This is a genomic window from Lactiplantibacillus daoliensis, assembly GCF_005405005.1.
GTDB classification, from domain to species: Bacteria; Bacillota; Bacilli; order Lactobacillales; family Lactobacillaceae; genus Lactiplantibacillus; species Lactiplantibacillus daoliensis.
This window is the reverse complement of record NZ_BJDH01000003.1, coordinates 167,146-192,087: the sequence shown is the minus strand read 5'-3', so window position 1 is coordinate 192,087 and position 24,942 is coordinate 167,146. Positions and strand designations below refer to the sequence as shown.

21 protein-coding genes are annotated in these 24,942 nt (G+C 41.2%); 3 read left to right on the top strand and 18 right to left on the bottom strand.

The genetic code is table 11. The features are described from left to right. Positions 1 to 38: 38 nt before the first annotated feature. A complete protein-coding gene (locus tag FFM64_RS05155) occupies positions 39 to 1,502 on the bottom strand; it encodes an MFS transporter (RefSeq protein WP_379858473.1) in 1,464 nt (487 codons plus the stop codon). A 100-nt stretch (positions 1,503 to 1,602) separates the two neighbouring features. After that, a complete protein-coding gene (locus FFM64_RS05150; RefSeq protein ID WP_137606938.1) occupies positions 1,603 to 2,700 on the bottom strand; it encodes a glycoside hydrolase family 88/105 protein in 1,098 nt (365 codons plus the stop codon). A 421-nt stretch (positions 2,701 to 3,121) separates the two neighbouring features. On the opposite strand from FFM64_RS05150, the gene FFM64_RS05145 reads away from it, so the two are divergent. Beyond that, positions 3,122 to 3,592: a NanQ anomerase/TabA/YiaL family protein gene (locus tag FFM64_RS05145; protein WP_171000298.1), complete on the top strand. Its 471-nt coding sequence runs from the start codon at positions 3,122 to 3,124 to the stop codon at positions 3,590 to 3,592. Positions 3,593 to 3,765: 173 nt separating this feature from the next. Here the strand turns inward: FFM64_RS05145 and FFM64_RS05140 are convergent, their stop codons facing one another. The 7 genes from FFM64_RS05140 to FFM64_RS05110 all read right to left on the bottom strand — a co-directional run bounded on the left by FFM64_RS05140 (position 3,766) and on the right by FFM64_RS05110 (position 9,961). Next, a complete protein-coding gene (locus FFM64_RS05140) occupies positions 3,766 to 5,367 on the bottom strand; it encodes a glycoside hydrolase family 43 protein (protein WP_137606936.1) in 1,602 nt (533 codons plus the stop codon). Between the two features lie 18 nt (positions 5,368 to 5,385). Beyond that, positions 5,386 to 6,156 carry an HAD-IIB family hydrolase gene (locus tag FFM64_RS05135; RefSeq protein ID WP_171000296.1) on the bottom strand — a complete coding sequence of 257 codons (771 nt, stop codon included), beginning with the start codon at positions 6,154 to 6,156 and terminating at the stop codon, positions 5,386 to 5,388. After that, a complete protein-coding gene (locus FFM64_RS05130; protein WP_137606934.1) occupies positions 6,150 to 7,265 on the bottom strand; it encodes a glycoside hydrolase family 88 protein in 1,116 nt (371 codons plus the stop codon). The genes FFM64_RS05135 and FFM64_RS05130 overlap by 7 nt, the downstream gene beginning before the upstream one ends. A gap of 140 nt (positions 7,266 to 7,405) precedes the next feature. Beyond that, on the bottom strand, positions 7,406 to 8,242 hold the full coding sequence (locus tag FFM64_RS05125) for a PTS system mannose/fructose/sorbose family transporter subunit IID (RefSeq protein ID WP_137606933.1): 837 nt from the start codon (positions 8,240 to 8,242) through the stop codon (positions 7,406 to 7,408). Beyond that, entirely contained in the window at positions 8,235 to 9,032 is a 798-nt protein-coding gene (locus FFM64_RS05120; protein WP_137606932.1) for a PTS mannose/fructose/sorbose/N-acetylgalactosamine transporter subunit IIC, read from the bottom strand. The genes FFM64_RS05125 and FFM64_RS05120 overlap by 8 nt, the downstream gene beginning before the upstream one ends. 2 nt (positions 9,033 to 9,034) lie before the next feature. Then, entirely contained in the window at positions 9,035 to 9,523 is a 489-nt protein-coding gene (locus FFM64_RS05115) for a PTS sugar transporter subunit IIB (protein ID WP_137606931.1), read from the bottom strand. Positions 9,524 to 9,556: 33 nt separating this feature from the next. Further along, complete coding sequence (locus FFM64_RS05110) at positions 9,557 to 9,961, bottom strand: PTS sugar transporter subunit IIA (protein WP_137606930.1); 405 nt, start codon at positions 9,959 to 9,961, stop codon at positions 9,557 to 9,559. 300 nt (positions 9,962 to 10,261) lie between these two features. On the opposite strand from FFM64_RS05110, the gene FFM64_RS05105 reads away from it, so the two are divergent. Together FFM64_RS05105 and FFM64_RS05100 are read left to right on the top strand one after the other, a co-directional pair. Continuing rightward, positions 10,262 to 13,003, top strand: coding sequence for a sigma 54-interacting transcriptional regulator (locus FFM64_RS05105; protein ID WP_223876894.1), 2,742 nt, complete (start codon positions 10,262 to 10,264; stop codon positions 13,001 to 13,003). A gap of 8 nt (positions 13,004 to 13,011) precedes the next feature. After that, entirely contained in the window at positions 13,012 to 14,787 is a 1,776-nt protein-coding gene (locus FFM64_RS05100; RefSeq protein WP_137606929.1) for a DUF2264 domain-containing protein, read from the top strand. 80 nt (positions 14,788 to 14,867) lie between these two features. Here FFM64_RS05100 and FFM64_RS05095 read toward each other — a convergent pair whose 3' ends face one another. The 9 genes from FFM64_RS05095 to FFM64_RS05055 form a co-directional block, all read right to left on the bottom strand. Beyond that, the gene (locus tag FFM64_RS05095) at positions 14,868 to 15,215 is read right to left on the bottom strand and encodes a cupin domain-containing protein (protein ID WP_137606928.1); all 348 of its coding nucleotides are present in this window, start codon (positions 15,213 to 15,215) and stop codon (positions 14,868 to 14,870) included. Positions 15,216 to 15,257: 42 nt separating this feature from the next. Then, positions 15,258 to 16,508 carry a PTS ascorbate transporter subunit IIC gene (locus FFM64_RS05090; RefSeq protein ID WP_137606927.1) on the bottom strand — a complete coding sequence of 417 codons (1,251 nt, stop codon included), beginning with the start codon at positions 16,506 to 16,508 and terminating at the stop codon, positions 15,258 to 15,260. A 193-nt stretch (positions 16,509 to 16,701) separates the two neighbouring features. Then, positions 16,702 to 17,709, bottom strand: a complete 1,008-nt coding sequence (locus tag FFM64_RS05085; RefSeq protein ID WP_137606926.1) for a LacI family DNA-binding transcriptional regulator — start codon at positions 17,707 to 17,709, stop codon at positions 16,702 to 16,704. Between the two features lie 177 nt (positions 17,710 to 17,886). Continuing rightward, positions 17,887 to 19,467 (bottom strand): glycoside hydrolase family 43 protein, encoded by a 1,581-nt coding sequence (locus FFM64_RS05080; RefSeq protein WP_223876893.1) that lies wholly within the window; start codon positions 19,465 to 19,467, stop codon positions 17,887 to 17,889. After that, on the bottom strand, positions 19,464 to 20,390 hold the full coding sequence (locus FFM64_RS05075; protein ID WP_137606925.1) for a glycoside hydrolase family 43 protein: 927 nt from the start codon (positions 20,388 to 20,390) through the stop codon (positions 19,464 to 19,466). The genes FFM64_RS05080 and FFM64_RS05075 overlap by 4 nt, the downstream gene beginning before the upstream one ends. Before the next feature lie 19 nt (positions 20,391 to 20,409). Continuing rightward, entirely contained in the window at positions 20,410 to 21,237 is an 828-nt protein-coding gene (locus FFM64_RS05070) for a PTS system mannose/fructose/sorbose family transporter subunit IID (protein ID WP_171000295.1), read from the bottom strand. Then, positions 21,230 to 22,030: a PTS mannose/fructose/sorbose/N-acetylgalactosamine transporter subunit IIC gene (locus FFM64_RS05065; protein ID WP_137606923.1), complete on the bottom strand. Its 801-nt coding sequence runs from the start codon at positions 22,028 to 22,030 to the stop codon at positions 21,230 to 21,232. The genes FFM64_RS05070 and FFM64_RS05065 overlap by 8 nt, the downstream gene beginning before the upstream one ends. Positions 22,031 to 22,032: 2 nt before the next feature. Next, on the bottom strand, positions 22,033 to 22,524 hold the full coding sequence (locus tag FFM64_RS05060) for a PTS sugar transporter subunit IIB (protein ID WP_137606922.1): 492 nt from the start codon (positions 22,522 to 22,524) through the stop codon (positions 22,033 to 22,035). Positions 22,525 to 22,761: 237 nt separating this feature from the next. Next, a complete protein-coding gene (locus FFM64_RS05055; RefSeq protein ID WP_137606921.1) occupies positions 22,762 to 24,933 on the bottom strand; it encodes an alpha-galactosidase in 2,172 nt (723 codons plus the stop codon). Between the last annotated feature and the right edge of the window lie 9 nt (positions 24,934 to 24,942).

Sequence of the window (24,942 nt, the reverse complement as noted above, 5' to 3'; positions counted from 1 at the left end):
TTTGGTGAACACCGTCTATTTTTTAAATCTTAACTGAATTAATCTTCAGTTGTAGCTTCTTTAGCACGACGAGCTGCTAATTCAGCATCAACTGCATCAATCTTCTTCTTACTCAATGGATACCAGAAAATCAAGATCAAGCAACCAATTGCTAAACAGGCTGCAGGAATCAAGTTGGCAATCGCATAAATCCGGTTAGTAACAGCAGCAGTTTGCGTTGCACCACCAGTAGTAGAAGAAACATAACCAATTGCAGTTAACATGAACCCACCGATGAAACCACCGATAGCTTGGGCAACTTTACGAGCAAAGGAGTTAACACCATAAACAGTACCGTCTTCACGGAAACCGGTTAAGTATTGATGGTAATCAATAACATCGGTAATGAAGGCCCATACCATTAAGTTGAACATCCCTGAACCTAAAGTAGCTAAGAATAAGAGACCCAAGTATAACCATGGATTAGTAATGTGCATGAAGTACATCAACAAGTACATTGCAGTCCCAAAGGCTAAACAAACGATAGAAGCTTCACGCTTACCAAAGTTTTTAATCAACTTAGTTGCGAATGGTGCCAAAACAACAACGGTCCCATAAGTGAACAGCAAAGCGATTGAAAGTGCTTGTTTATTCTTAAAGTAGTCAGTAAAGAGGTAAGTTGCTAAAGTACCTGATAAGTTTTGGTTGATAACGATGAACAAGTCACAAACAACCAATGACATTAAAGCACGGTTAGTAAATAAACCTTTGATTAATTTACCGGCACTGACTTTTTCAGTCTTTTCAACTTGAACCCGTTCAGTCGTCATACGATAAGTAATATTGTAAGCGATGAACGCAATAATGGCACATAACATTGAAACCATAAAGAACCGGTTAGTTGAAACAACTTGTTGGCCATTTGCTAAGGTCTTGTATACCAATAATGGAATCATGAAACCAGTTGTGGCACCACCAATGGCAGAACCAACACTACGGAAAGTAGAAAGTGAAGCCCGATCATCAGGGTTATCACTAATCGCACTAGCCATTGAACCATAAGGGATATTAATACATGAGTTCAAGACACCATAAACTAAATAAGTGATAAAGATGTAAACAATTTTAGCATTCATACCCCAGTTATTAACGAAAGGTAAGAACAAAATGACAGTAATTGCAGTGAACGGGTATTTCATCTTGCGAATCCATGGACGGAACCGACCAGCTTTAGTCAATTTCGCCACATCGGCCATCCGACCAACAGTAACATCGGCGAAGGCATCAATAATCCGTGCAGTTAAGAATAAGATCCCAACGACAGCCCCAGAAATCCCCAAGGCGTTCGTATAGTAAATTGTTAAGAAACTGTTAACCAAGCCTAAAATGAAACAGTTCCCTAAGTCACCAAACATATAACCAATCTTGTCGCGCATCCCAAATGGCTTAGCATTCGTTTTAACCATTTGTGTTCCGGCGGCAGTTGGTGCAGCATCTGCTGCTGTATCAGTAGTTGCTTTCATTTAAAACACTTCCTTATATTTTTCACAAAACTTGCTGAGTAACCTAGAATTAATAATGGCAAGAAATCAAGTCACTCAGCAAGCGCTCTCATCTATGTGTTTAGAAAAATTCTTTCAAGTATTCTGTTAAGGCTAATGCAGCCATTGATTGACCATAAGGCATGTTAGAAGTCTTAATACCGTTATAGAAGTCTTTAGTTTCACCCATTGGTGTCCCTGCAGAAGTCTTCGCTAACGCACCAGTTTCATCAATGTTGTCGAACAAGGCATGAATCCCTTTCATAGCAACATCACGATAACTGTCATCAATATAATGTTCATGCATTGCTTTTAAGATACCGTAAGTGAAACCGGCAGTTGCTGATCCTTCCAAATAAGTGCTTGGGTCATCAACTAAGGTATGCCATAAACCAGTCTTTTCATCTTGGTATTTAGCAAGGGCTTCAATTTGATACTTCAAATTCATAATCATGAATTCGCGGAAAGCATCGCCTTCTGGCAAATCTAATAAGCAAAGCAATTCTGGAAAGGCAATTGTGATCCATGAATTACCACGGCCCCAGAAAGCACCAGCAAAGTTATCACGACGTTTGAAGCTCCAACCATGGAACCAAAGACCAGTCTTCTTATCTTGTAAGAATTGAATGTGCAATAAGACTTGCTTCTTCGCTTCTTCAACATATTCAGGCTTGTTCAAAGTCTTACCTAACTTAGCTAACGTTAAGATACTCATCATTAACGTGTCGGCCCACATTTCGTCAGGGTTCAAGTCACCATAAGTAACATGTTGGAAACCGCCCTTTTCAGTCCGTGGCAAACGGTAATACAACCAATCGCCCCAAGCTTCAAGGTGTGGCAAGTACTTCTTATCGCCAGTTTCTTCATAAAGATAAGCCAAAGTTAACATTTGAACCATGGTGTTAATGTTCTTCTCAACAGGTTCTTCAGCAAAATGATCGTCGTACCACTTGATAATCCGATCAAGGACTGCTTGTTTCCGAGTTAACTTGTAATACTTCATCATCCCGTATAAACCAACACCAGAAGTCCATTCCCAGAAGTCAAAACTCTTGTTATCAATAATGGAACCATCGGCAACCTTAATGGAGAATTCTCCAGTGGGATCGCTCAAATGAATTTCGTTGTCGATCAGCAAATCAACTTCACTTTCGACATCCTTCTCTTTATATTGTGCCATTCTACACACACCTTTCGCTTTCTATTGAAAGACTAATTTTTATCTCGATTGCAATCGCTTACAATTACTATTTAATAACTTATTCACTTTCACCGCAATACCAATATTCCAGACAAAAGTACCACATTTAAAGGAAACCGTTTTCCAACTTAACAAACGCCTTCATATCAACGTTCCTATCACGACTTTTTTTGAAAAACAATTAAAAAAAGTGCCAGCCCAATTATAATCATTCCTCATGACATGTGAATTCAGCCACATTTGATTTTCATTAAGTTAATCGTTTTACGGAAAAATCCCAGTCATTCAAGCATTCTTAAAGCTACTCGGAAAGGTCGCCTAAAAATTCAATACCAAATATATGAAAACTGTTACATTTGTTTTGCTATACTTAACTATGAACAACGAGGAGGAAATAATTATGTTTCTAGCAAATAAAAATGATAGTACCGCCAAGTTTTTAGCTACTGTGCCAGCCTTTAAACCTGTTTTTGAGTTATTAAATCGCGATGATTTGGATAACTTCCCATTAGGTCGGTTTGATTTAACTGATCAAATTTTTGGCGTCGCACAAGAATTCGATAGCCTACCTGACGCTAAAGGTCGTTGGGAAAGTCATCAAAAGAACATTGATATTCAGTTTGTCGTTTCTGGGACGGAATTAATCAAAGCTGCCCATTTAGACCAATTAACTGTCGCTGAAGATGCCCTTCAAAAGAATGATGCCCTCTATTACGATGACTTTAAAGGTAACTATTCTCGGATCATCTTACGCCCTGGTGACTTCGGAATCTTCTTACCAGAAGATGCTCACAAACCATGTCTGCAAGTTGAAGATTCAGTTAAAGTTAAGAAGATCGTTGTGAAGGTTCCTTATTCACTCGTCTTTTAATGACACAATAGTTCATAGTTAATTACGAAAAAGGTGCAGTCACAGAAAATCGTCATGATTTTCTGTGACTGCACCTTTTTCTTATCATCTTTAGTACATCAAAGACGACAAAACCCGTATGACCAACTTTCTTGATCATACGGGTTCACACTATTTAATATCATAGCTGACAACTAATCCGACTGTTCTTGATAATTGAAGTATTTAAAATCAGCATAACTCAAATGTTGATCTAAATCCTGGGCACAAATGCCGACCATCGCACCAGTAAAAGCTAGTTTACCATGATCTTTAATATAATCATCTGAGAGTCGCTCAGCTGGTAGGCTAGTTCCGATTAACTGCCAACCTCGCCCTTCGTCATAGTAAAACTGACTTTGCGTTTTTTGAACGATCACAGCTAGTTTAACCGTCTTAGCCGTTAAATAGCGGCGCTTAGAAGCGTAATGATGTTCACCTAATTCCGCTACTTCAAGCTGTAAATAAGCTTGTTGACAAGTTTCATCATAAGACCACTGTAAATACTCATAATTATCCGTATCGTAAAACAACGTTAGCCCTGCTAATTGTTGAAAATTATTCGGACTGAAAGTAACTTGCGTTTCAACACGAAAGTCAAATGATTGCCACCGCCGAGCCAGCAGTGTTTGTGTATGCAAACTAGTAATGCTTTGCGAACCATATAAGCGTAAATATCCTGGATGGTCAGTCAATGATACCCGTTGTTCTAACGGGCCTCGTAACGTTTTCAAGGTCAGCGGTAATTTATTGATTTGACCAAAGTCGATTTGTTGCGAATAATCAGTGCGTTGAACCACATCTTGGGCAATCGTCGGGGCCTCAAAGTACAAATCTGGGTGATTAGTATGATTGGCTAGTCGGGGCCAATCATTAATCCAGACTAAGCGTTGTAGCCCAGTCTCACGACCAAGTGGACAATTGCCTCGTTGAACATTGATTGGTCGTAAGGGGCGGGCCATGATGTGTACTAAATACCATTCGTCTGACTGAGTTTCAATAAAACTAGCATGACCTGCTTTTTGAAGTGGGTTGCTCGGGTCATCTTTAGTGGTCAACAACGGCTGATACGGTGAAACCTCATATGGTCCCATAACCTGGCGACTACGGCAAACTGCCGCCGCATGACTGTATCCAGTACCGCCGGCCGCCGATAATAAGTAATACCAACCATCTTTTTTTAGCAATTGCGGCCCTTCACACACACCCAGATCTGTTCCAGTAAAGAAATGGACACGTCTACCAATCAACTGCCGTTGTGTTAAATTTAATTCCTGAATCACCAGTCCGGCAAATCCCGGGCGATCCAAACGATGGTCATATAGCATATTAAGAACGTAACTATGGCCATCGTCATCATGAAAAATTGACGGATCAAAGCCGCTGGCCATCAAGAAAGTTGGGGCGCTCCATGTTCCGCCAATTTGATCCGCTGAAATCAGATAATTCAACGTGTCTTTATAAGTACCAGTTGTCTTGACATCCGTATAAATCAACCAAAATTTGTGTTGGGCATAACTAAGATGTGGCGCCCAGATACTCCCCGAATTATAATTACCACGCAAATCTGCCTGATCAACACGAGTTAACGGATTGTCGACCAATTGCCAGTTAATTAAATCTCGTGAATGATAGATTTCAATTCCTGGCCACCATTCAAATGTCGACGTGGTCAAATAATAATCCGTGCCAACTTTTAAAACACTTGCGTCAGGATTGAATCCCGGTAAGATTGGATTTTTAAATTGTTTTGGCATCCTAAAATCCCTCCACTTCTAATTTAACAATTCATCAATGATGGCCTGTAAAGGCTGGTGATCATGGTCTACCGTTACACTAGTCGCGGCTTTCTGTAACTCAGGTAGTGCATTAGCAACGGCATACCCTCGTCCAACCCCTTTAATCATCGCCAGATCATTTAAATAATCACCAACTGCCACAACGTTATCTAAAGTTTTAGGGTCATTTAACGCAATTTTGAGACCACTGAGCTTCGTTACGCCCTGTCGTGTTACTTCAACATAACAAACATCTGAAATAGTGACCTCGACAGTCAAATCTGACAACAGCAATTTGAATTGTTCATCATCACTGGCCTTCAAAGTCTTGATAGAAATTTTATCTATCAATTGGCCTTCCGCTAGTTTAGTAAACAATGTCGAAAAGGTCAGCTCATGATTTTGCCGAACAACTGAAACAACACGCCAAGAATCACCATTAATGGTCACGGTCAAAAAGTCATAATGTTGTGCCTGTAAGCGCAATAAAATCTCATAACTAATCGCCGTAGGGAGTTCTTGTTGTACAATTTGATGGTCAATCGTCTGAACATAGGCCCCATTTAACGCCACAATAAAATCCGGTGGCGATTGTAGCATTGCCGTTACGACCGCTAATCCTGACAACGCCCGGCCGGAAGTAATCCCAAATAATTTCCCTTGTGCCTGCCAGCGCTGAATCGCGACTTGATCCATTGAAGATACCTGCTTATTCTGATTTAACAAAGTCCCATCCAAATCTGAACAGAGTACCTGATAAGCTACCACAATAAAAAGTCCTTTCCTAACAAACGCAATAACCCCTCTACTAGATAATAATCACCATAATTCAAATTAACATTTTGACCAGCTTTATCATGATAAGCAGTAGTAGCGCCGGTTAAGATGCCATCATGGGCTGGATTTAAATCGCCATATTGCGTAACGAGTTGTTTCAACATTTTTTGAGCAGCGTTTTGATATAAGGCTTGCTCCGCTTCTGGGACGTGCTGCGCAATTTCTAACAGACCACAAGCAGCAATTGCCCCCGCAGACGTATCCACCATCACTGGTGTCTTCGGGGCCCGAAAATCCACAGCAGGAATGCCGTCAGTCTCAGTAAGATTTGCTAAGAAATAATGAGCGACGCGTTTCGCGGTTTCCAAATAGGCTAGATTATGGGTATGCCGATACGCTAAAGCAAAACCGTTAATCGCCCAAGCTTGACCACGACTCCAACTGCTACCAACTCCGTAGCCTTGGCCACCCATGGTCTCTACCTCAGCACCAGTGTTCGGATCAAAAACAACAATGTGGGCGACAGAACCATCCGCACGAACATGATGCTGCATGACGGTATTAGCATGTTCATTGGCCATTAACTTATATCTAGGATCTTGTGTCACTTCGCTTGCCCAGTACAAAAGCTGAATATTGATCATTGAATCAATAATGACCCACCCCGCACGATCACGGTTCCAAGAACGTAAATAATGACCAGCTAAGTTGTAACGTCCCGCTAACAGGTCTGCCGCATGACGGCCACGCCAATAAGCACGATCGTCATCAGTTAACCGATAATCAGCTACCGCGGTTGGCAACCACATAAAGCCGACGTCATGATGTAAACCTTCATACTTAAGAAAGGCTTGGTCCAAAGCGACTTCATTCTCCTTAGCCGCAGTTACTAATTCTGGATTAGCTTGATAGTGATTCAGTTGCCACAAAAGTCCGCCCCAGAAACCATTCGTCCACCAAGTAATATCAGTTTCTACCATATTAGTTTGATACTGACCTGCCGTAGCCATATATGGAATATTGTTTGGCCCCAATCGTTGCACACTCGCAATGGTCTTTTGATAAATTTGTTGTAACGTCGTTGTTGTCCAATCTGCCATGAGTAAATACCATCACTTTCACATTGATTTAAATAATAGGACTGGACAATTAATCATCCAGTCCTATCACTTGAAGTTAATTTGTAAACTAAATATCTGCCTGAGGATTTTAGTTCATAATATTGATACTAGTTAATCACTTATTTAGTAATTCCCAAGAATGTCAGGACAAAGGCTAGAATAACAATTGCGACCAAGGTCCGAACTGGCTTATTCTTTTTACGCAAATAGAAGAAACAGCCTAACACCAAGGCCAACGGTAATAGATCTGGCAAAATTGAATCAAAAATGCCTTGTAGATCTAATGTTTGTGCGGCTGTTTTAATTTTAAGTGAAGTCGTAAATGTCACATATTGTGCCGACATTGCCCCGACCATCATTAAGCCTAAAATAGATGCCGCTTTCGTGATTAAGTTGAGTGTCCCTGATTTCATGGCATTGACAATGAAATTATTTCCCAATTTATAACCATATTTACCAGCTGCCCACTTAATACCCCAATTAGGAACATTCAATAGCAGCATAAACAAGATTGGTCCTAACCAACTGCCTTGTTTGAAGAAGCCAATCGCAATCCCAGTTGCAATCAAACGAATCCCATTAGAAACCAATGAGTCACCGATACCTGCTAACGGCCCCATCATACTGGACTTCAAAGCACCAATACTCTTTGGATCAATCCCATTCGCCTTATTTTCGGCTTCCATTGAAGTAACCATCCCGAAAATAAATGGCGCGGCGGTAACATTTGTGTTGAAGAAGTCTTGATGTCTTAACATTGCATCATAAAATTCCGGCGTATCTTTGCCGTAGATTTTTTCAAGGTACGGCATTAAGACCCAAGAAAAGGTTACCGCTTGTTGTTTCGTATACGACGTACAGAACATTAACCATTGTGAACGCCAAAATAAATTGTTATAAAAATGGTTTTCAGCTTTTTTATCAGGTAAAAAAGTCGTTCCAGTTGAATTAGTCATTGTAAAAGTCCTCCTCTTCACTAGTAGTTGCATCTTCGGTCGTGGCTGCAACTTTATCCGTTTTATGATTTGTTAATTGACCAATAATTGCCAATACAGCAATCGCTGCACCTAAGAAGGCAATTTCAATTAAAGTTCCTTTGAAGAAGGCGACTAAACCAAAACCAATGAAAAAGTATGGTGCTAACTTTTTATCCCACAACGTGATCATCAACAAAGCCATCCCTAATGCTGGTAGCATCCCGGCAGCCACCGTCAATGACGACATGACAGCCGTTGGAATATTATTAACTAACGCTTTAATGGCATTTGTTCCTAACAAAATACTAATAAAACCAATTAAGAAATACATAGTCAGATAGACCGTTGCTTGGGTGAACCAGAGTCGCTTAAATGCGCCAATTTGATGGTCCTCAAGGTGTTTTTGGAAACGGGTAATTAATGACGTTGCCCAGAATTTGAACAAATCGTAAATCAGGGTGCCTAACATACTAAATGGAATTGATAAGGCCACTGCCACCGAAGGCTTAGCAGTCGCTAAAATTGCAAATGCACATCCGAAAACACCACCAAGACCGTAATCTTGTGGTAAAACACCACCCATCGATTGCGTCCCCATGTAAACAAGTTCTAGTGCGGCCCCAACTGTCATCCCTTCAACTGGATGACCTAACAAAATCCCAGTAATCGTGCTAGCGACCATTGGGCGATCCCAGCCCATGGCGCCCCACCAAGCCCCGAACTTAACTAACGCACACGCGAGGCCAACAGCCAATGCTTGCATAATCATAATTATCCCTCCAATAATTCATCGACAGACTTAACAGCATCATTTGGTAATGGTTGATAAATAAAATGACTTCCTTTAGTGGCCATCGTTTTGAAAATCGTCACTTCATCATCACTTAGATAAACAGTATCCGTAATCTTATGACGACCTTCAATTCCTGCAACTCGGCCATAATTTGCAACATCTAGAACACTTGGTTGTGTGGTTAATTCTGACAATAATTGCGCAACTTCAACTGGATTATTCATAACCAATAAAACTTGTAATCGATCAGCTCGTGGATCGTTCAGCATCTTAGCAGCCTTATCAACTGGTAAAATGAATGCTTTAATTCCTTCCGGTGCGGCCATCTTTAATGCACTAACCTGAATTGGATCCTGACTAATAGAATCACTCACCACAATAATCCGATTGACGGCTAACTGTTTTGACCAGGTGACTGCCACTTGCCCATGGATTAGCCGATCGTCAATTCTCAACATTTTAATCATTTGTCAACGCCTCACATTTCTCAAAATTTCAAACTAAAATAAGCCTTCAACATCATTAACTGCACTAACTTTAAGCTTTAACTTCTTGATTCGTTTACGTGCTTCCTCAATCTCATCATCTAAATTAGCCTCGGGTGAACTCAACACAACCTGCAATGCTAAGGCTAGGTTTGTCCCAGCAATCAAAGTCACATTTGGTCGAACAGTTAATCGCAATGCTGCATTACAAACACTACCGCCTTCCAAATCACCTAAAATAATCACCGTGTCCGTAGTGTCGATATCAGCTTCAATCTGGCGAACAATTTCATTGGGATCACCACCAGGTTCCAGTCCATAAGCAGTGACATTCGGCTGTTTACCAGCAATCATTTCAACTGATCGTTTTAGGCCTTTTGCAAAATCATTGTGCGAAATAAAATAAATTTTTCGACTCACACAAGTGACCTCCTTTACAATTTATTAATTGGTGCTTCGATCAGTTTCACGATGTATCCAACGATCACTACCGGTGACACCCAGCCACCACTGAATCAAGTTTGTTACGTTTCAGCGGGTCTCACTAATATATATGCAAAAACGATGCCAACTTTAGTCGAGAAAAGCTGACAAGTTTCCAAACCGCTACCGCTTGCGAGGTTGTGAAAGCCCTTGCAAAAATAAATCAAGCGTGTTAGTTTAACTTCGACAGAAAAAGCCACATTTTATAATGTGTCGAAGCTAAAAGGAGGATTTCTTGTGACAGGTATCGAAACCGTAAAACAAGCCCTAATCACTGCAACAAGTGGCGCTAACCAACTGGCAGATATTGAGACTATCACGACTGAACGACTTGCCAAACAAGTTGGCCTGAGCCGTAATACGGTCAGTCAATATTTAAATGAGCTGCTTAAACAAGAACAACTCATCCAAATAAAAACGCGGCCAACAAATTTCGCTGACCGGGCCACTTTTTGTAAATTATTTTTCATTCCGAAACAATTAGTTTATCCATCAATCAAGGCGCTCCAGCAAGAACAAACTGGCAATGCCAATGTTTTTCAATCTTTTATTGGCCATCAACTCAGCATGAAGGACAGTATTGATCGGATTATTACTGCCGTCACTTACCCACCAAATGGTCTGCCCTTTATCCTATCGGGAAATACTGGGGTAGGAAAAAGTTACCTGGCTAAATTGACTCACCAATATTGTGTTGAAACCGGGATATTAGCTCCAGAAGCACCCTTTATTGTTTTAAATTGCGCTCAATATTTTCACAACCCAGAATTACTCTCTAGTAACCTTTTCGGCTATGCCAAAGGCAGCTTCACCGGTGCCACCGAGGACTTCAAAGGTATGCTGGAAGCTGCGGACGGCGGATTCTTATTTCTCGATGAGTGTCATCGCTTAAACGCTGAAAGTCAGGAAAAGCTCTTTTCTTTTATGGACACTGGAACGTTTCAACGAATGGGCGAAGGTAATCGAACTCGCCATTCTAATGTCCGTTTGATTTTCGCGACAACTGAAAATCTCCAAGAGAATTTTTTGAAGACCTTCATGCGCCGTATTCCAATTGCCATCACTATTCCAGACTTAAATGACCGGTCTAAATTAGAATTACGCTTGCACATTTATAAAGCTTTTTTGGACGAAGGTCAGCGGATTGGCCGAACGATCGTGGTTAGTCCGTGGATTATTAATCGACTTTATAATTTTAAATATAAAAGTAATGTCGGTGAGTTAAAAAGCACAATTCAGATTTTATGCGCACAGGTCTTTAGTCGGACAACCCAATCTAATCAAATTACGATTAACTCTGAAACAATTGGTAGTAGTTCCTTAACCGATCTCTTGGCAGTTAATGAACAAGAAACAATTGTCCAAGATGATGTTGTTTTTAGCCCAACTGACCAGCTGAATGATTACGTCGCTCAATGGCATGATGATAACAACTTGATTAACGAGTTGGTCACCAAACTTGTTCAGTTGGACAATCAGTATCAGGAACAAAAAATCACGACAAAGGTCTTACAGCAACACATTGCTCGTGAAACCAGTGCCTTAATGGACAGATTAGTCCATCAAGATGGTGACTTTGAGAACGAAGCACTCAAATATATGGTCAATGTCATTCAAAAACTCTTTGATTATCTTGACACTTCCTTTTTCGTAAAGATCAAAGGGAATGCGGTCGTCGCCATTGCGAACTTTATGTATCGTAAACATGATTTCGACTTAAGTCTGACACCAACGACCATGGCTAAAATTCAGCAACTTTTACAATTATTAAAAGAGAGTACGACCATGGAATATCAACTTCTGCAAGCTTTCCTGGATTTAATCAAAACGAAGCTAGACTTTAAAATTGATGCTTTTGATGAAATCTTACTGCTGGGTTATCTAATCAGTTTAGATATTGATCACGTTGATACTGGCCAACATGCGATTATCTTGGCACATGGTTTTTCAACTGCTAGCAGTATTGCTGATGTTGCCAACCGTTTCTTAAATCATAAAATTTTCGATGCGTTTGATATGCCTTTATCAGCCTCGGTTGATCAGGCCAAAGAATTTATGCTGCAATATTTTAAAAGTAATGACTGCCATAAAGGCCTAATCATTCTAGTCGATATGGGCTCACTAATGTCCTTACCGGAAGCATTAAAAGAAGCAATCCCGGGACCCATACTGATCATTAACAACGTTTCAACGCAAGAAGCCTTATTTATCGGTGAAATGATTCAAAAAGGCACGGCCATTGATGAAATTGGGCGGCAAGTACAAGCAGCCTTATTACCTAAATATCAATTAACCTATCCAATTATTAAAAAGTCACCAATGATCATCACAACCTGTCACACTGGCATTGGTTCAGCTAAGCAGATCCAAGATTTAATTAAGAACAGCATTCCTGCCAATCTGGACTATCAAGTTGAATCCGTCGACTATGCTTATTTAAAAAAATATGGTCAACAAAGCCCTATTTTTAAACAATATGCTGTTCAGGCAATCGTCGGAACTAGTGACCCTAAAATTAACGGGATGCCCTTCATCTCGCTGGAACAACTCGTCTCAAGTAGTGGTACCAAAATTATTAAACAAATCTTTCCAACGGTCACAGATTCAGAAACAATTACTAGCATTAATCACCAACTAGTTCAAAATCTATCAATCGAACGCTTACTTTCAGCCATCACTATTTTAGATGTCAAGAAAGTTATCCACTCTATTAGCGACATGATTGACCGCCTAGAAGAAGGTGCTCAAATTAATTTGTCCAACAACCAGCAGGCCACGCTTTACGTCCATATTAGTTCGCTCATTGAACGCTTAATCCGTAATGAACCTGCTTTGACCTATATTCCAGACAATTTAGCGGACCGGACCCAAGGACTCACCCAGATCAAACGTGCCTTAACAGATATCGAGGCAACTTACGGCGTAAAAATTGCCTCTGGTGAATTGAATTACTTATACGATATTATCTTTGATGATTGAGGTAAAAAATGATGAAAACAAAATCTGATTTAGAACAATGGCGTCAAACAATGCTACCAACTAATTTTGAGTATTTAAATCAAAGTGGAGCGGCTTATTTACCGTCAATTCGGTCATTAGAAGCCTTATTACGACCATTATGGGGTGTCTTACCAGCTTATTTCACAGCTAAGCACCCAAGTCATACCGATCAATTTTATATTGCACAATTACAAAAAAGAGTTGAATCAAATGATCTACCCACCATTTCAACAGCCAATCGACAAATCGTTGTAGAATTAGGACCCTTAGCCTACGGACTAAGTACCTATTCAACGAAATTTTTAGCTTTATTCTCAAAAACTGGACAGCAAAATCTGATTACCTGGTTAAACAAAATTAATACGATTGACTTACCCGCCGGCAATTGGTACTTCTTCTTAGTCTTAGTCAATGGCGCTTTAAAACAGAATCACCTTTCCTATTCACAAGTCAAGTTAACATGGGCACTTACTCAAATTGAGACGTTCTATTTGGGACATGGTTGGTACACGGATGGCCCCGGTCAGCAGCGTGATTACTATGTTGCTTTCGCGTTTAACTTTTATGGCTTACTCTATACTCGAATGGCTAACGATGCGGCCGCTAAACGATTTAAACAACGGGCACTACTCTTCGCCGATGACTTTCAATATTGGTTTGATCAGCAAGGCCGCTCATTGCCATTCGGTCGCAGTCTGACTTATCGCTTCGCTCACGTAGCTTTCTGGTCGGCCCTAGTAGTCACTAAAGCCTATCAGTCCAGCCACTTTTCACTTGAGCAACTTAAAGGATTGATTATGCGGAACTTCGAATTCTGGCAACGGCAACCCATCACGCTACCAAACGAACATAATTTGTCAATCGGGTACGGCTATCAACAAGCGCTCATGGCGGAAGACTATAACGCTCCCGGCTCACCGATGTGGGCTTTTAAGCCTTTTATCTTATTCGAATTACCAACTGATGATACCTTTTGGCAAGTTAAGTCTGCGCCACTATCTAAATCAAAGCTGGTCACTCAACCAGCACCTGGCTTTCAAATTACCAGTGATATTGACCAAGCGACCGCACTTTCGGCACGTCAATTTCCAAAGAATCCTGCACTTTATCAAGGGGCTGAAAAATATAGTAAATTCGCCTACTCAAGCTATTTTGGCTTTAACGTTTCCCATAGCGGGTCCGGCTTAGCACAAAAGGCAATTGATTCAACGCTCGCAATCTCCATACCTGGTCATGACATGTATACGAGTCGCCAAACAATTGACCAAACTATCCTGACCGATCACTATAGCATTAGCCAGTGGCAGTTGTGGCAGCAAATACACATCACAACAACATTAATTCCGATTTCGGCTGCCTGCCATTTACGCTTACAACGAATTGAGACACCCGTAACCATTGACACTGCAGAAGGTGGTTTCCCATTACCAGTATGGAACCGTAAGTATAACCAGAGTACCGTTGCACCAAGTTCAGTATCACTAACTAACCAACATGGCCTCGTCCTAATTCAGGATTTACTCAACAACCGCCGGGCCAAGGTTGTGCCACAGGGACCAAATACAAATCTTTATTCGCCGGAGAAAAATGCTGTGCCAACATTAGTTCAACAAATAACACCTGGAACTCACTACTTTGCCTGCTTAGTCTACGGTAGTCCTAAGAATAGTTTGCCAACATTACCGGCAGTTAGTCTTAACATTAAGAGCGACACCTATCAGATTCAAATTGAAGATACCAACTTAATCATTCCTGTTCTTTAAGATCACTAAAAAGCGCCGTCCACAAATCCATGCAACCATGGTCTTGTGAACGACGCTTTAATTAACCTATGCACTAACTTTTATAAGAAGTCTTCACGAATTGGTGTGAATGAATCTAATAGACGACTGTCATCTTCTAGCGGAATACAGCCATGTTCGTGGTTGCTTGGGAAGTAAATGCTGTCGCCAACATGAACTTCTTGAACATCCGTATGATCTGAATACTTAATCGCAAATTTGAAAGAACCCTTCAAAACATAAGTTGTTTGGACATGAACATGCTTATGAAATGGAATTGTTGCGTCTGGCTTTAAGCCTCTTTCAAAAATAACTAAGGTATCCATCAAACCATCACCATGCGCAACAACCTTACGTAACGTATTGTCATCGACCCGACCTAATTTAATTTCACTATCTTTAAAGAACATAATAATCCATCCCTTCTAAATTTAGATATTTTTTTATAAAGCTTATAACCAACGGAAAATCAACCAGAATATCCCAGCCATCCCAATCATATCAGGATCGGCAAAGGTCGTCCCATGTACTCCTAACTTGGCAAACATGGCAATTGAAATTACTGGTAAGACTGATAACAGTAACCCATCAATCACACTGGCAATCACAGCACCACGAATCCCACCTTCAGCATTACCAAGGATTGCAGAAGCACCCCCGGTAATGAAGCAAGCCATCAATCCTGGTACAATTACTGGCATGCCTAATAGTGGCAAGATAACAATCATGACAACCCCAACTAAGAATGATACTAAGAAACCAATCAAAGCGGTATTAGGTGAGCGGTCAAACAAAACTAAGACATCGACACCAGGAATCGCACCGGGCGCGAAGATCTTCGCAAACCCTTTGAATGCTGGTACAATTTCATCAACGAACATTTTGATCCCGGCTTTAACAATATATAACCCGGCGGCAAATGTTGCGGCTTGTTCAAGTGAGAAGATAAAGGCATCTTCACCGGCAGCAACTTTGGCCAACTCAGAACCTGAAGTAAAGATTGCGGCAACAATGAACAAGATAAACATCGTTAAAGTTGTGGCAACAATTGGATCTTTCAAGAACATGACTTTATCACTAACGGTAATATTTTCGGCATCATGTTCTTTATTACCAAATTTTTTCGCGGTCATGGCCCCTAAAACATAGGACAACGACCCTGAATGCGCGATCGTATATTCATCCGAATTGACAACATCCTTCGTGTAATGGCCCAAGATAGTTGGCGATATCGCCATGTACAACCCTAAACCAATCCCACCAACGATGATGCCAACCGTATTGTTAACACCGACCATTTGGAAAACGGCCCCTAACGCAAAGGACGTGAATAATGCTAAATGTAACGAGAGGTAAACAGACTTGAAACGCGTGAAACGAGCAACAACAATGTTAGTAACCAACCCAACGACTAAGATCAGTGAGGCAACCCCACCTAAACTCTTCATCGTCATCGCCATCATCGCTTCGTTACTTGGCACAACCCCCTCCAAGTGAAAAGCGCTGTTAAATAGCTTGCTAAATGCGGTTAAAACATTAGCCAAGATGCTACTACCTAGTTTGATCATCGAAAAACCAACAAAGGAGATAATCGTCCCGGTAATAACTTTCGAAGGCTTATTTTTCATTGCAATTAAACCAACCAGTGTTACTAACGCGATAATAATGGCCGGTTTTTTTATAATCTCAATAAAAATTCCCATTTTCAGTTCCTCCATTTAGATTTCAACGAACCTCTTTGCGCAAAGAAGGTGTGTGTTTACTAAACCGGTTTAGTAAATCTCAAAAAATTAATTGGTGAAATCATTCACCAACATTTAATTGCTAATACATAAACTACTAAATCGGTTTATCTAAATACGAGTATACGTCCTTTTTTATAAAATGCAAGCGTTTTCACAAAGTTTTTATTGAATTTCGATTCGTCATTTGGGGGGCATACCGATAAACTTTGGCGGCTGTAGGTTTCGCATCCGCAATAATTGCTAATAATAATGTTGCGGCTTTAATACCAATTTTTTGGACTGGCTGAGCTAAAGTCGTGATCTCAGGATCAAATAATCGAGCAAAAGACACATCATCAATGCCGACTAATGATAACTGTTGTGGAATCTGAACATGGTGTTCCCGTACCCACATCAAAGTCTGCTCCAGTAGGACGTCATTCGTCGCCACTAAGGCTGTCGGCGGCGTTGTGCGTTGCATCAGAGCCGTTAACTCCTGATCAACTTGCTCTGGCATACAACTAATCACATTATCTGCCGGCGCTTTGACTGCAGCCTCTTTGAAAGCCGCTTGATAGCCATCAATCCGCTCCACCCGCGTGGTAATATGATCACCTACAGGAAACGTCATAATGGCAATTTGGCGGTGGCCATGGTCTAACAAGGCCTTAGTCGCCGTATAGCCGGCCTGCTTGTTATCCAATAAAACACTTGGAATATCAATACCAGCCAAAAAACGGTCCACAAACACCAGTGGCACTTGGCGTTGTTGTAGACGTTGATAAAAATCAAAATTTTCTTTCGTGGGAAAGACAATCAAACCATCAACTTGCCGAGCCAAGAAAGATTGAATTAAATCCCGTTCTTTCTCCGGATCATCATCAGTTGATGCAATGATCACTGAATAATGTTCAGCTTGAAAATATTTTTCGATGCTAGCCACTAACTCCAAAGAGAAACGTGATGTTAAAGTCGCACACACGAAAGCAATGACATGGGTATTTTTTTGTTTTAAACTCTTCGCAATTTGATTGGGATAATAACCTAATTCTTCAATTGCTTGTTCGATCTTTTTACGTGTCGCGGCACTCATATACGAATAACGTTTATTCAAATACTGAGAAACAGTACTTTTTGAAACGCCAGCGCGTTCCGCAACATCCTTCATGGTTGGTTTCATTTGCTTACCTCTATCAGTTTACATGCTATGGAATACGTTACCATATAACTAACCTATTTTACCAATAAGCACTCATACCTTCTAAGGAAAAATATAAAACTACTAATAATTACCAACCTTAATCGGATATAAAAAAGGCAACGATTCTCAACTTAATCGTTGCCTTCCCAAAACCTATTATTCTTGATAATCAAAATAATCAAAATCCGCAAATGATTGATGTTGATCCATATCCTGAGCACAGATTCCGACCATCGCACCCGTAAATCGTAAAGCTTGATGGGCACGAATATAATCATCGCTTAAATGGTCTGCTGCGATGAGCCGTCCGATTGGCTGCCAAGTCTCAGCTGTCCGATAAGCAAATTGTGCCTGAGCATGATCCACGGTTACGGCCAGTTTAACCGTGCCTGTTGCTGACACCTCAACCATATCCGAATAGTAGCTAAATTGGTTAGCATCAGCGACCTCTACTTGTAAATAACGCCGTTGCCGCGCCATATCGTAAGACATGTAAAGATACGCCCAATTGTCCGTATCATAGTATAAAACTAACCCAGCTAATTGCTGAAAGTTCTGCGGTTGAAAATCAATCTGAGTTTCAGCCCGGAAGCTAACTGCCTGCCAACGGCGTGCTATCAGCGACTGAAAATGATGACTAGATAAGCTTTCACGGCCATACAGCCGACAATATCCCGGCCGAGCAGTTAAGCTTAGCTGATCTGTTAATGGGCCGCGCAAGGTTTTAAAATCATGTGACAGGTATTCTTTATCAAAATCATAACGCTGCGAATAATCCAACTTCTGAACACTAGTAGCTGCAATCGAAGGTGCTGGACAATTAATATCTGGCACAACGGTTTTATTTTTTAAACGTGGCCAATCTGCAACCCATTCAATTGGTTGGATGGCCGTTTCGCGTCCCAAAACACAGTTTCCATGTTTAGTCAGTGGCCGCGCGCACAAAAACGAAATATACCATTCCGTGGGACTGACTTCAATAAAACTGGCATGACCGCACTTTTGTAACGGATTATCTAAGGCATGCTTCGTCGAAATTAATGGCGTATACGGCGAAAGTTCATATGGCCCAACGACCTTACGGCTACGAGCAACCGTGGAAGCGTGGCTGTACCCCGTTCCGCCAGCTGCGCATAACAAGTAATACCACCCTGATTTTTTCATTATCTGGGGGCCTTCACAAACACCCAGCTCAGTCCCAGCAAAAAAGTGTTGTCGCTGACCAACCAATTGCATCGTCTTAGCGTTAAACTCTTGAATCACAACCCCATCAAATCCTGGTGCCTCTAATCGATGATTAAATAACATATTTATAAAGTAATGCTTGCCATCATCATCATGGAAAAACGCCGGATCAAAACCACTGGCCGTCACAAAGGTCGGCTTACTCCAAGGTCCATCAATTTGAGCGCTCATAATGACGTAGTTCAAAGTATCTTTAAATGCCGTTCCTGAACGGACGATCGTATAAGTGAGCCAATACTTTCCCAGACTGTAACTTAGATTTGGCGCCCAGATTCCTTGAGAATTATCGACACCTCGCAACGGGACTTGTTCAGGATCATTCAGTGGTTCGGCCACTAATTTCCAATTGACAAGGTCCCTAGAATGATAAATCTCGACACCGGGCCACCACTCAAACGTTGACGTCGCCAGAAAATAATCGTCACCAACTTTAAGCACGCTCGGATCAGGATTAAATCCTCTTAAGATAGGATTTTTGACCATTGTCGTCATTTCGGAACACCTTCTTTGCCAAATGGTGTTTCGGACCACGGTACGACCAAATCTCGATCATTAATAATAATCGGTAAAATACTATAACCCGATTGGCTCAAACGAGTGGGTTGCCAATGATCCAATAACAGATAGAATTGGTGTCCTACTGAGAAAACAAATGTTGGCTGACCATCAAAGGTTCGATTGGCACGTGGTCCATTACAAGGATTATCAATTAACTTCGCACCATTCCAGAGTTGATGTGAACGCGAGAATAAAGCCGGATTAGGCCGCCAACCAGTGCACCCCGACGTAATCGTGAAATACCAATCTGCAGTTTTAAACATCGTCGGTGCTTCACGAGCCTGATCGATGAACAAACGAGTATAACGTCCCGTTGTATCACAGTAATCAGTCGTCAATTCAGCTAGAATCATCGTCTGATTTCCAGCTGAACTGTGTAACAAGTAGACTTGATCACCCTCTTGATAAAGGGTCATATCTCGACTATCTTGAAAATTCGGTTTGAAGATTTTTTTGACAGTAAACGGTCCAGTTGGTGAGTCAGCAACGCTGACACAACAGCCCGCATAGTGATAATCTTCAGTATCATAATGGCACCACATGACATATTGGTGATTTTGACGATTATAAACAACTTTAGGTCTTTCTAGAATAGCGCGCTCATTTAGCGTATGACTAGGGTCATTAGCCGCGCCTAATACAATGCCACAGGCCTGCCAATGCTGTAAATCATTGGACTGATAGCACGCAATCCCAATCATCGGTACCATATTACCACCCGTACTTGATTGGATATTCGGTGCCGATTTCTCTTCACCATACCAATAGTAGTGGTCCTCAAACTTGGCAATCATCCCGCCGTGAGCTTGAATTGGCTTTCCTTGGTCATCTAACCACATTTGTCCGTTTTTATTCACGCTTCACGCACCTCACTAATTAAGCCCCAGTAATCCCTAAGAATGTTAAGAGGAACCCCGCAATGACAACACCAATCAAGACTTTAACTGGACTAACATTTTTACGTAATAACCAAAAACAAATGATCGTCACAATCAACGGTAGCATTGCTGGTAAAATTTGATCTAAAACCTTTTGCAATTCAAACACAGTGCCATTGATCTTAGTTTTGAAGACAACTGGTACTTTTACCAATGTGGCAATCATCCCACCAACAACGGTTACACCGACAATTGAAGATGCCTTAGTAAACATTGTCATGACGCCGTCTTCAACGGCCTTTTGAATATACTGACTCCCTAATTTATACCCATATTTTTGACCGTACCACCGAATCAAGATATTAGGAATTAACGCAATTAATGGCAAAGCCGCCACAACCAGATTACCTTGTTTAGCAAAACTAATTGCAATCCCCATAATGATAAGGCCCCAGACACCTGAGAAGAACGTATCGCCAATCCCGGCCAATGGTCCCATTAACCCAATTTTCATACCGCTAATCCCGGCAGTATCGAAGGTGCCCTTAGGTGCTTTAGCATTTTCTTCTTCCATCGAAACCGCTAATCCTGAAACCGTCCCAACCATATTTGGCGTGGTATTAAAAAACTCAAGATTTCGTTGCATGGCTTCCCAATACTGGTCATCGTCTTTATATATATCACGATAAACTGGCTGGTGAACCCAGTCCCAAGCAACCCCTTGTTGGCGAGTATAGCTCATATTAAAGCCTAAAAACATATTGCGCCAAAATAGTCTTCTCGTTAGCTTTTTTTCACGATCAGTAAACTTAATTTTATTAGTCATCGAAGAAATCCCCCTCATCATTAGACTTTGAATTACTTACTTTTTTATCTGTTTTAATATTATTAATATCTCGATCAATAAAGAACATGATTAGCCCAAAGACAATCCCAAAGATACTAATCGCCATAATTGGTAACTGTAGATATGCCGCCAATGCAAACCCAGCGATGAAGAATGGTAAAAAGGCAATATTCCAAACATACTTCAATAACATAGCCATCCCAACAGCTGGTAACATCCCAGCCGCAACGGTTAATCCTGTCAAGAATTGTGCTGGAATACTATTAACAAACGCTTTAATACCAGCAGTACCCAGCAAAATAGCTAAGAATGCTAACAAGAAATAAGCCAACTCATAAACACCAATTTGAATCCACCATAGACGATTGAATTTGTGGCTATTACGTTCAGCAATGTACTTTTCAAACACTTCAACATTGGCCGTAAACCAAAATTTCAACAAATTCCAAACAATCACTGCCAACATTGAAATTGGCACTGCCAACGCAACTGCAACCGCGGGCTTTTGGTTTAATATCAAAGCAAAAGCCACCCCTAAAACACCACCAACTGCAGTATCTTGAGGCAAGACCGCGCCAATTTGCATGACACCATAAAAGGCTAGTTCAACGGCCGCCCCAATGATTAAAGCTTGAGCCGGATTCTTACCCAGTAAAATTGCTAATAAAATATATGTGATAAACGGCATCAGCTGTGCAAATGACCCATAAGCATTAATCCACTTACCGAAAGCCATCGCTAAGCCCACTACAAACGCTTGATAGAGTATCATGACTATTCTCCTTTCACGAGAGTCATAAAGTTAGTTTCATTATCATTTGGTAATGGTTGATAAACTAATTTAGCTGCTGACTCATCGATTGCCTTAACAACCTCGATTTCTTCCGTAGTTAAGTACACTGTTTCAGAAATTTTTTGCTTCTTTTTCAAGTCACCGGTAATTCGACCAACATTGGCAATATCCAATTTAGGTTTCTCTTGGACTTGTTCATTTAGTTGATATAAATCATCGACATTATTCACAATCATCAATATTTTTAACTTTGCACTGCGGGGGTCATTCGCCAAATCAATCGCTTTAGCAACTGACACTACCGCAACTTTAATCCCTGTTGGTGCAGCCAATAAAAGCGCATTTTTCTGAATTTCACTCTTGGCAACTTGATCATTGGCAACAATAATTCGATTCAGTTGTAACTCACGTGACCACAATAATGCCACTTGACCATGGATTAACCGATCATCAACCCTTATCATTTCAATCATTGTTTCACCCTCACTTTTACAATATTGCGTTATCTGGTGCACCAGATAACGTCATTCACTGCTTACACTAAGATACATGCAAAAACCATGCCATCGTTGATAGGACACCTTTTACACTGGCTAATAAACTAAAATAGCAGCTGTGTTTAAACTATTCTAAACACAGCCACTATTAACCAATTGTTGTAACTGCCACTTTACAGCCAAAACTACGAGAGATGCACCTTTGATTAAACACTAACGTAATTCCTTAAAAATCCAGCGTTGACTTGCAAAGTCACGGTTCTGCCGGTCGATTACTAAACCGACCGACATTAAAAAGGCGCCCGAATAGCATCGCTGCGTTCTAACATCCTGATATTGTTTCGTTGGCGTTAAGCCAACCACTTTCAACCGTTTAGGAACCGTATTAGGTCTGGCCCAAATGGTAATATGATCGACAATGACAAAGCCATACCCAACTTTGGACCACGCCCACTCATTAGCCTCATCCACCGGTAATACGGTGTATTTGCCAAACTGTAGCGTTTCACGATAAGCTTTATAAATCGTAACTTGACGCTGAATCTGTTGTTTTTCTGTTGTTGTCAATGCGAGTAGATCAAGCTCATAACCTAGATTTCCCTGCTCTGCAACAGTCCCACGAGTTGCCAAGTCTGTTATCCTGCCCACTTGGTGATTCGGTACTGCTGAAACATGGCTCCCCATCGTCACGGGTGGGTAGATTAAAGCCGTACCACGCTGAATTTGTAGCCGTTCATAAGCATCCGTATCGTCTGAAGTCCAAATCTGTGGCGTATAAGCTAGCATACCTGCATCAAACCGACCACCACCTCCGGCACAGCTTTCGATCAACACTTGGGGATGGCGCATCGTAATCGTTCCTAGGACGTGATACAGTCCCAGCAAATAACGATGATAGACCTCTCCCTGTTGATCAACCGCTAAGCCATGGCTATATGCATCCGTGATATTACGGTTCATATCCCACTTTAAATAATCAATTGAGTTTTCGGTCAGTAACTGATCAATTGTTTTAATTAGATAGTCTTGAACGACTGATTGTGATAGATCCAAGACATATTGATGACGGGCTAACTGTGGCCGATGCCGTAAATCACTCATCACCCAATCTGGATGTTGACGATACAAGTCACTATTTGGTGAAACCATTTCCGGCTCAATCCACAGCCCAAACTGCAAGCCTAGCGCCTGAATATCCGTCGTCAATGCTGACAAGGAACCACCTAATTTAGTCTCATTAGCGACCCAATCACCTAACGAAGATGAATCATCATCACGCTTACCAAACCAGCCATCATCTAAAACAAACAACTCGATGCCTAATTCACTGGCTTGCTTCGCCAATGCCAGTAACTTTTGCCGATTAAAGTCAAAATAAGTTGCCTCCCAATTATTAATGAGGATGGGACGCGATTGCTTAGCAAATTGTTTTGGCAAGAGACAATCCAAATAAAATCGGTGATACCGTTGGCTCATCTGATTAAAGCCCTTGTTGGCATAACTAAAAACAACCTCTGGTGTCGCAAATGACTGTCCCGGTGACAGCTTCCATTCAAATTCAAAGGGATTGATGCCCACTTGTAACCGCGTGTTCTGATGCATATCAACCGTTGCCGTAGCCACAAAATTACCACTGTAAATTAAATTGGCACTATAGATCTCGCCATGTTGCCAATCTGTATCTGGCGTCGCTAAAGCCACAAAAGGATTCTGCCCATGACCACTAGCACCGCGCTTGCTATCAGTCCCCTGAATACCTGGTCGCAATGGGGTTCTCTGAATATGATTTTCGCGACTCCAAGCCCCATTTAAAGTGACCAAGTCAAATCGATCGCTTAATAGATCCAGGCTAAGTGACTGGGCTTCATCGAGTCTTAGTGGTGTTGTCGCTGTATTTTTGACTCGGACGGACTGTGTAAAAATGTCGTAATCAACAAAAGCACTAATCACCAAGGTAACCGTTAAACCAGTAACGCTATCTACCAAATCAAATTCCCACGTCTTAACCTGGCCGGCCACATGGGTTGCTGGCAATCCCGGCAATGCTGGCTTACCGGCAATCAAACGCTTTTCCTTGAATTTCAAGTTAATAATTGCACTACCACTATCATCCCTGACTCGAATGGCCGGTGCTCTTAAATCTGGCGTGCCAAACGCAGGATACATTAACGGTAATTGTTCGAGCCTAAAATCACTGATACCATCTGTATCGGCTAAATAACTTGCCTTAGGTAAATCTTCAATCACACTTCTTAGGTCCGTTTGCACTGGCAATTTTCTCCCAAAATATAACAAGCATAAGTGACCACTTGCCAAAACACCGATAGATAGTTGACAATTAGCGGTCCTTAAGTCGTACTGTTGTAAAACTTGTTTGGGATTCAATTGTAATCA

What these genes read in the sequence shown, in the direction of transcription:
- FFM64_RS05155 (WP_379858473.1), bottom strand. Translation starts at nt 1,502, where the DNA reads ATGAAAGCAACTACTGATACAGCAGCAGATGCTGCACCAACTGCCGCC.
- FFM64_RS05150 (WP_137606938.1), bottom strand. Translation starts at nt 2,700, where the DNA reads ATGGCACAATATAAAGAGAAGGATGTCGAAAGTGAAGTTGATTTGCTG.
- FFM64_RS05145 (WP_171000298.1), top strand. Translation starts at nt 3,122, where the DNA reads ATGTTTCTAGCAAATAAAAATGATAGTACCGCCAAGTTTTTAGCTACT.
- FFM64_RS05140 (WP_137606936.1), bottom strand. Translation starts at nt 5,367, where the DNA reads ATGCCAAAACAATTTAAAAATCCAATCTTACCGGGATTCAATCCTGAC.
- FFM64_RS05130 (WP_137606934.1), bottom strand. Translation starts at nt 7,265, where the DNA reads ATGGCAGATTGGACAACAACGACGTTACAACAAATTTATCAAAAGACC.
- FFM64_RS05125 (WP_137606933.1), bottom strand. Translation starts at nt 8,242, where the DNA reads ATGACTAATTCAACTGGAACGACTTTTTTACCTGATAAAAAAGCTGAA.
- FFM64_RS05120 (WP_137606932.1), bottom strand. Translation starts at nt 9,032, where the DNA reads ATGATTATGCAAGCATTGGCTGTTGGCCTCGCGTGTGCGTTAGTTAAG.
- FFM64_RS05115 (WP_137606931.1), bottom strand. Translation starts at nt 9,523, where the DNA reads ATGATTAAAATGTTGAGAATTGACGATCGGCTAATCCATGGGCAAGTG.
- FFM64_RS05100 (WP_137606929.1), top strand. Translation starts at nt 13,012, where the DNA reads ATGATGAAAACAAAATCTGATTTAGAACAATGGCGTCAAACAATGCTA.
- FFM64_RS05095 (WP_137606928.1), bottom strand. Translation starts at nt 15,215, where the DNA reads ATGTTCTTTAAAGATAGTGAAATTAAATTAGGTCGGGTCGATGACAAT.
- FFM64_RS05090 (WP_137606927.1), bottom strand. Translation starts at nt 16,508, where the DNA reads ATGGGAATTTTTATTGAGATTATAAAAAAACCGGCCATTATTATCGCG.
- FFM64_RS05085 (WP_137606926.1), bottom strand. Translation starts at nt 17,709, where the DNA reads ATGAAACCAACCATGAAGGATGTTGCGGAACGCGCTGGCGTTTCAAAA.
- FFM64_RS05080 (WP_223876893.1), bottom strand. Translation starts at nt 19,467, where the DNA reads ATGACGACAATGGTCAAAAATCCTATCTTAAGAGGATTTAATCCTGAT.
- FFM64_RS05070 (WP_171000295.1), bottom strand. Translation starts at nt 21,237, where the DNA reads ATGACTAATAAAATTAAGTTTACTGATCGTGAAAAAAAGCTAACGAGA.
- FFM64_RS05065 (WP_137606923.1), bottom strand. Translation starts at nt 22,030, where the DNA reads ATGATACTCTATCAAGCGTTTGTAGTGGGCTTAGCGATGGCTTTCGGT.
- FFM64_RS05060 (WP_137606922.1), bottom strand. Translation starts at nt 22,524, where the DNA reads ATGATTGAAATGATAAGGGTTGATGATCGGTTAATCCATGGTCAAGTG.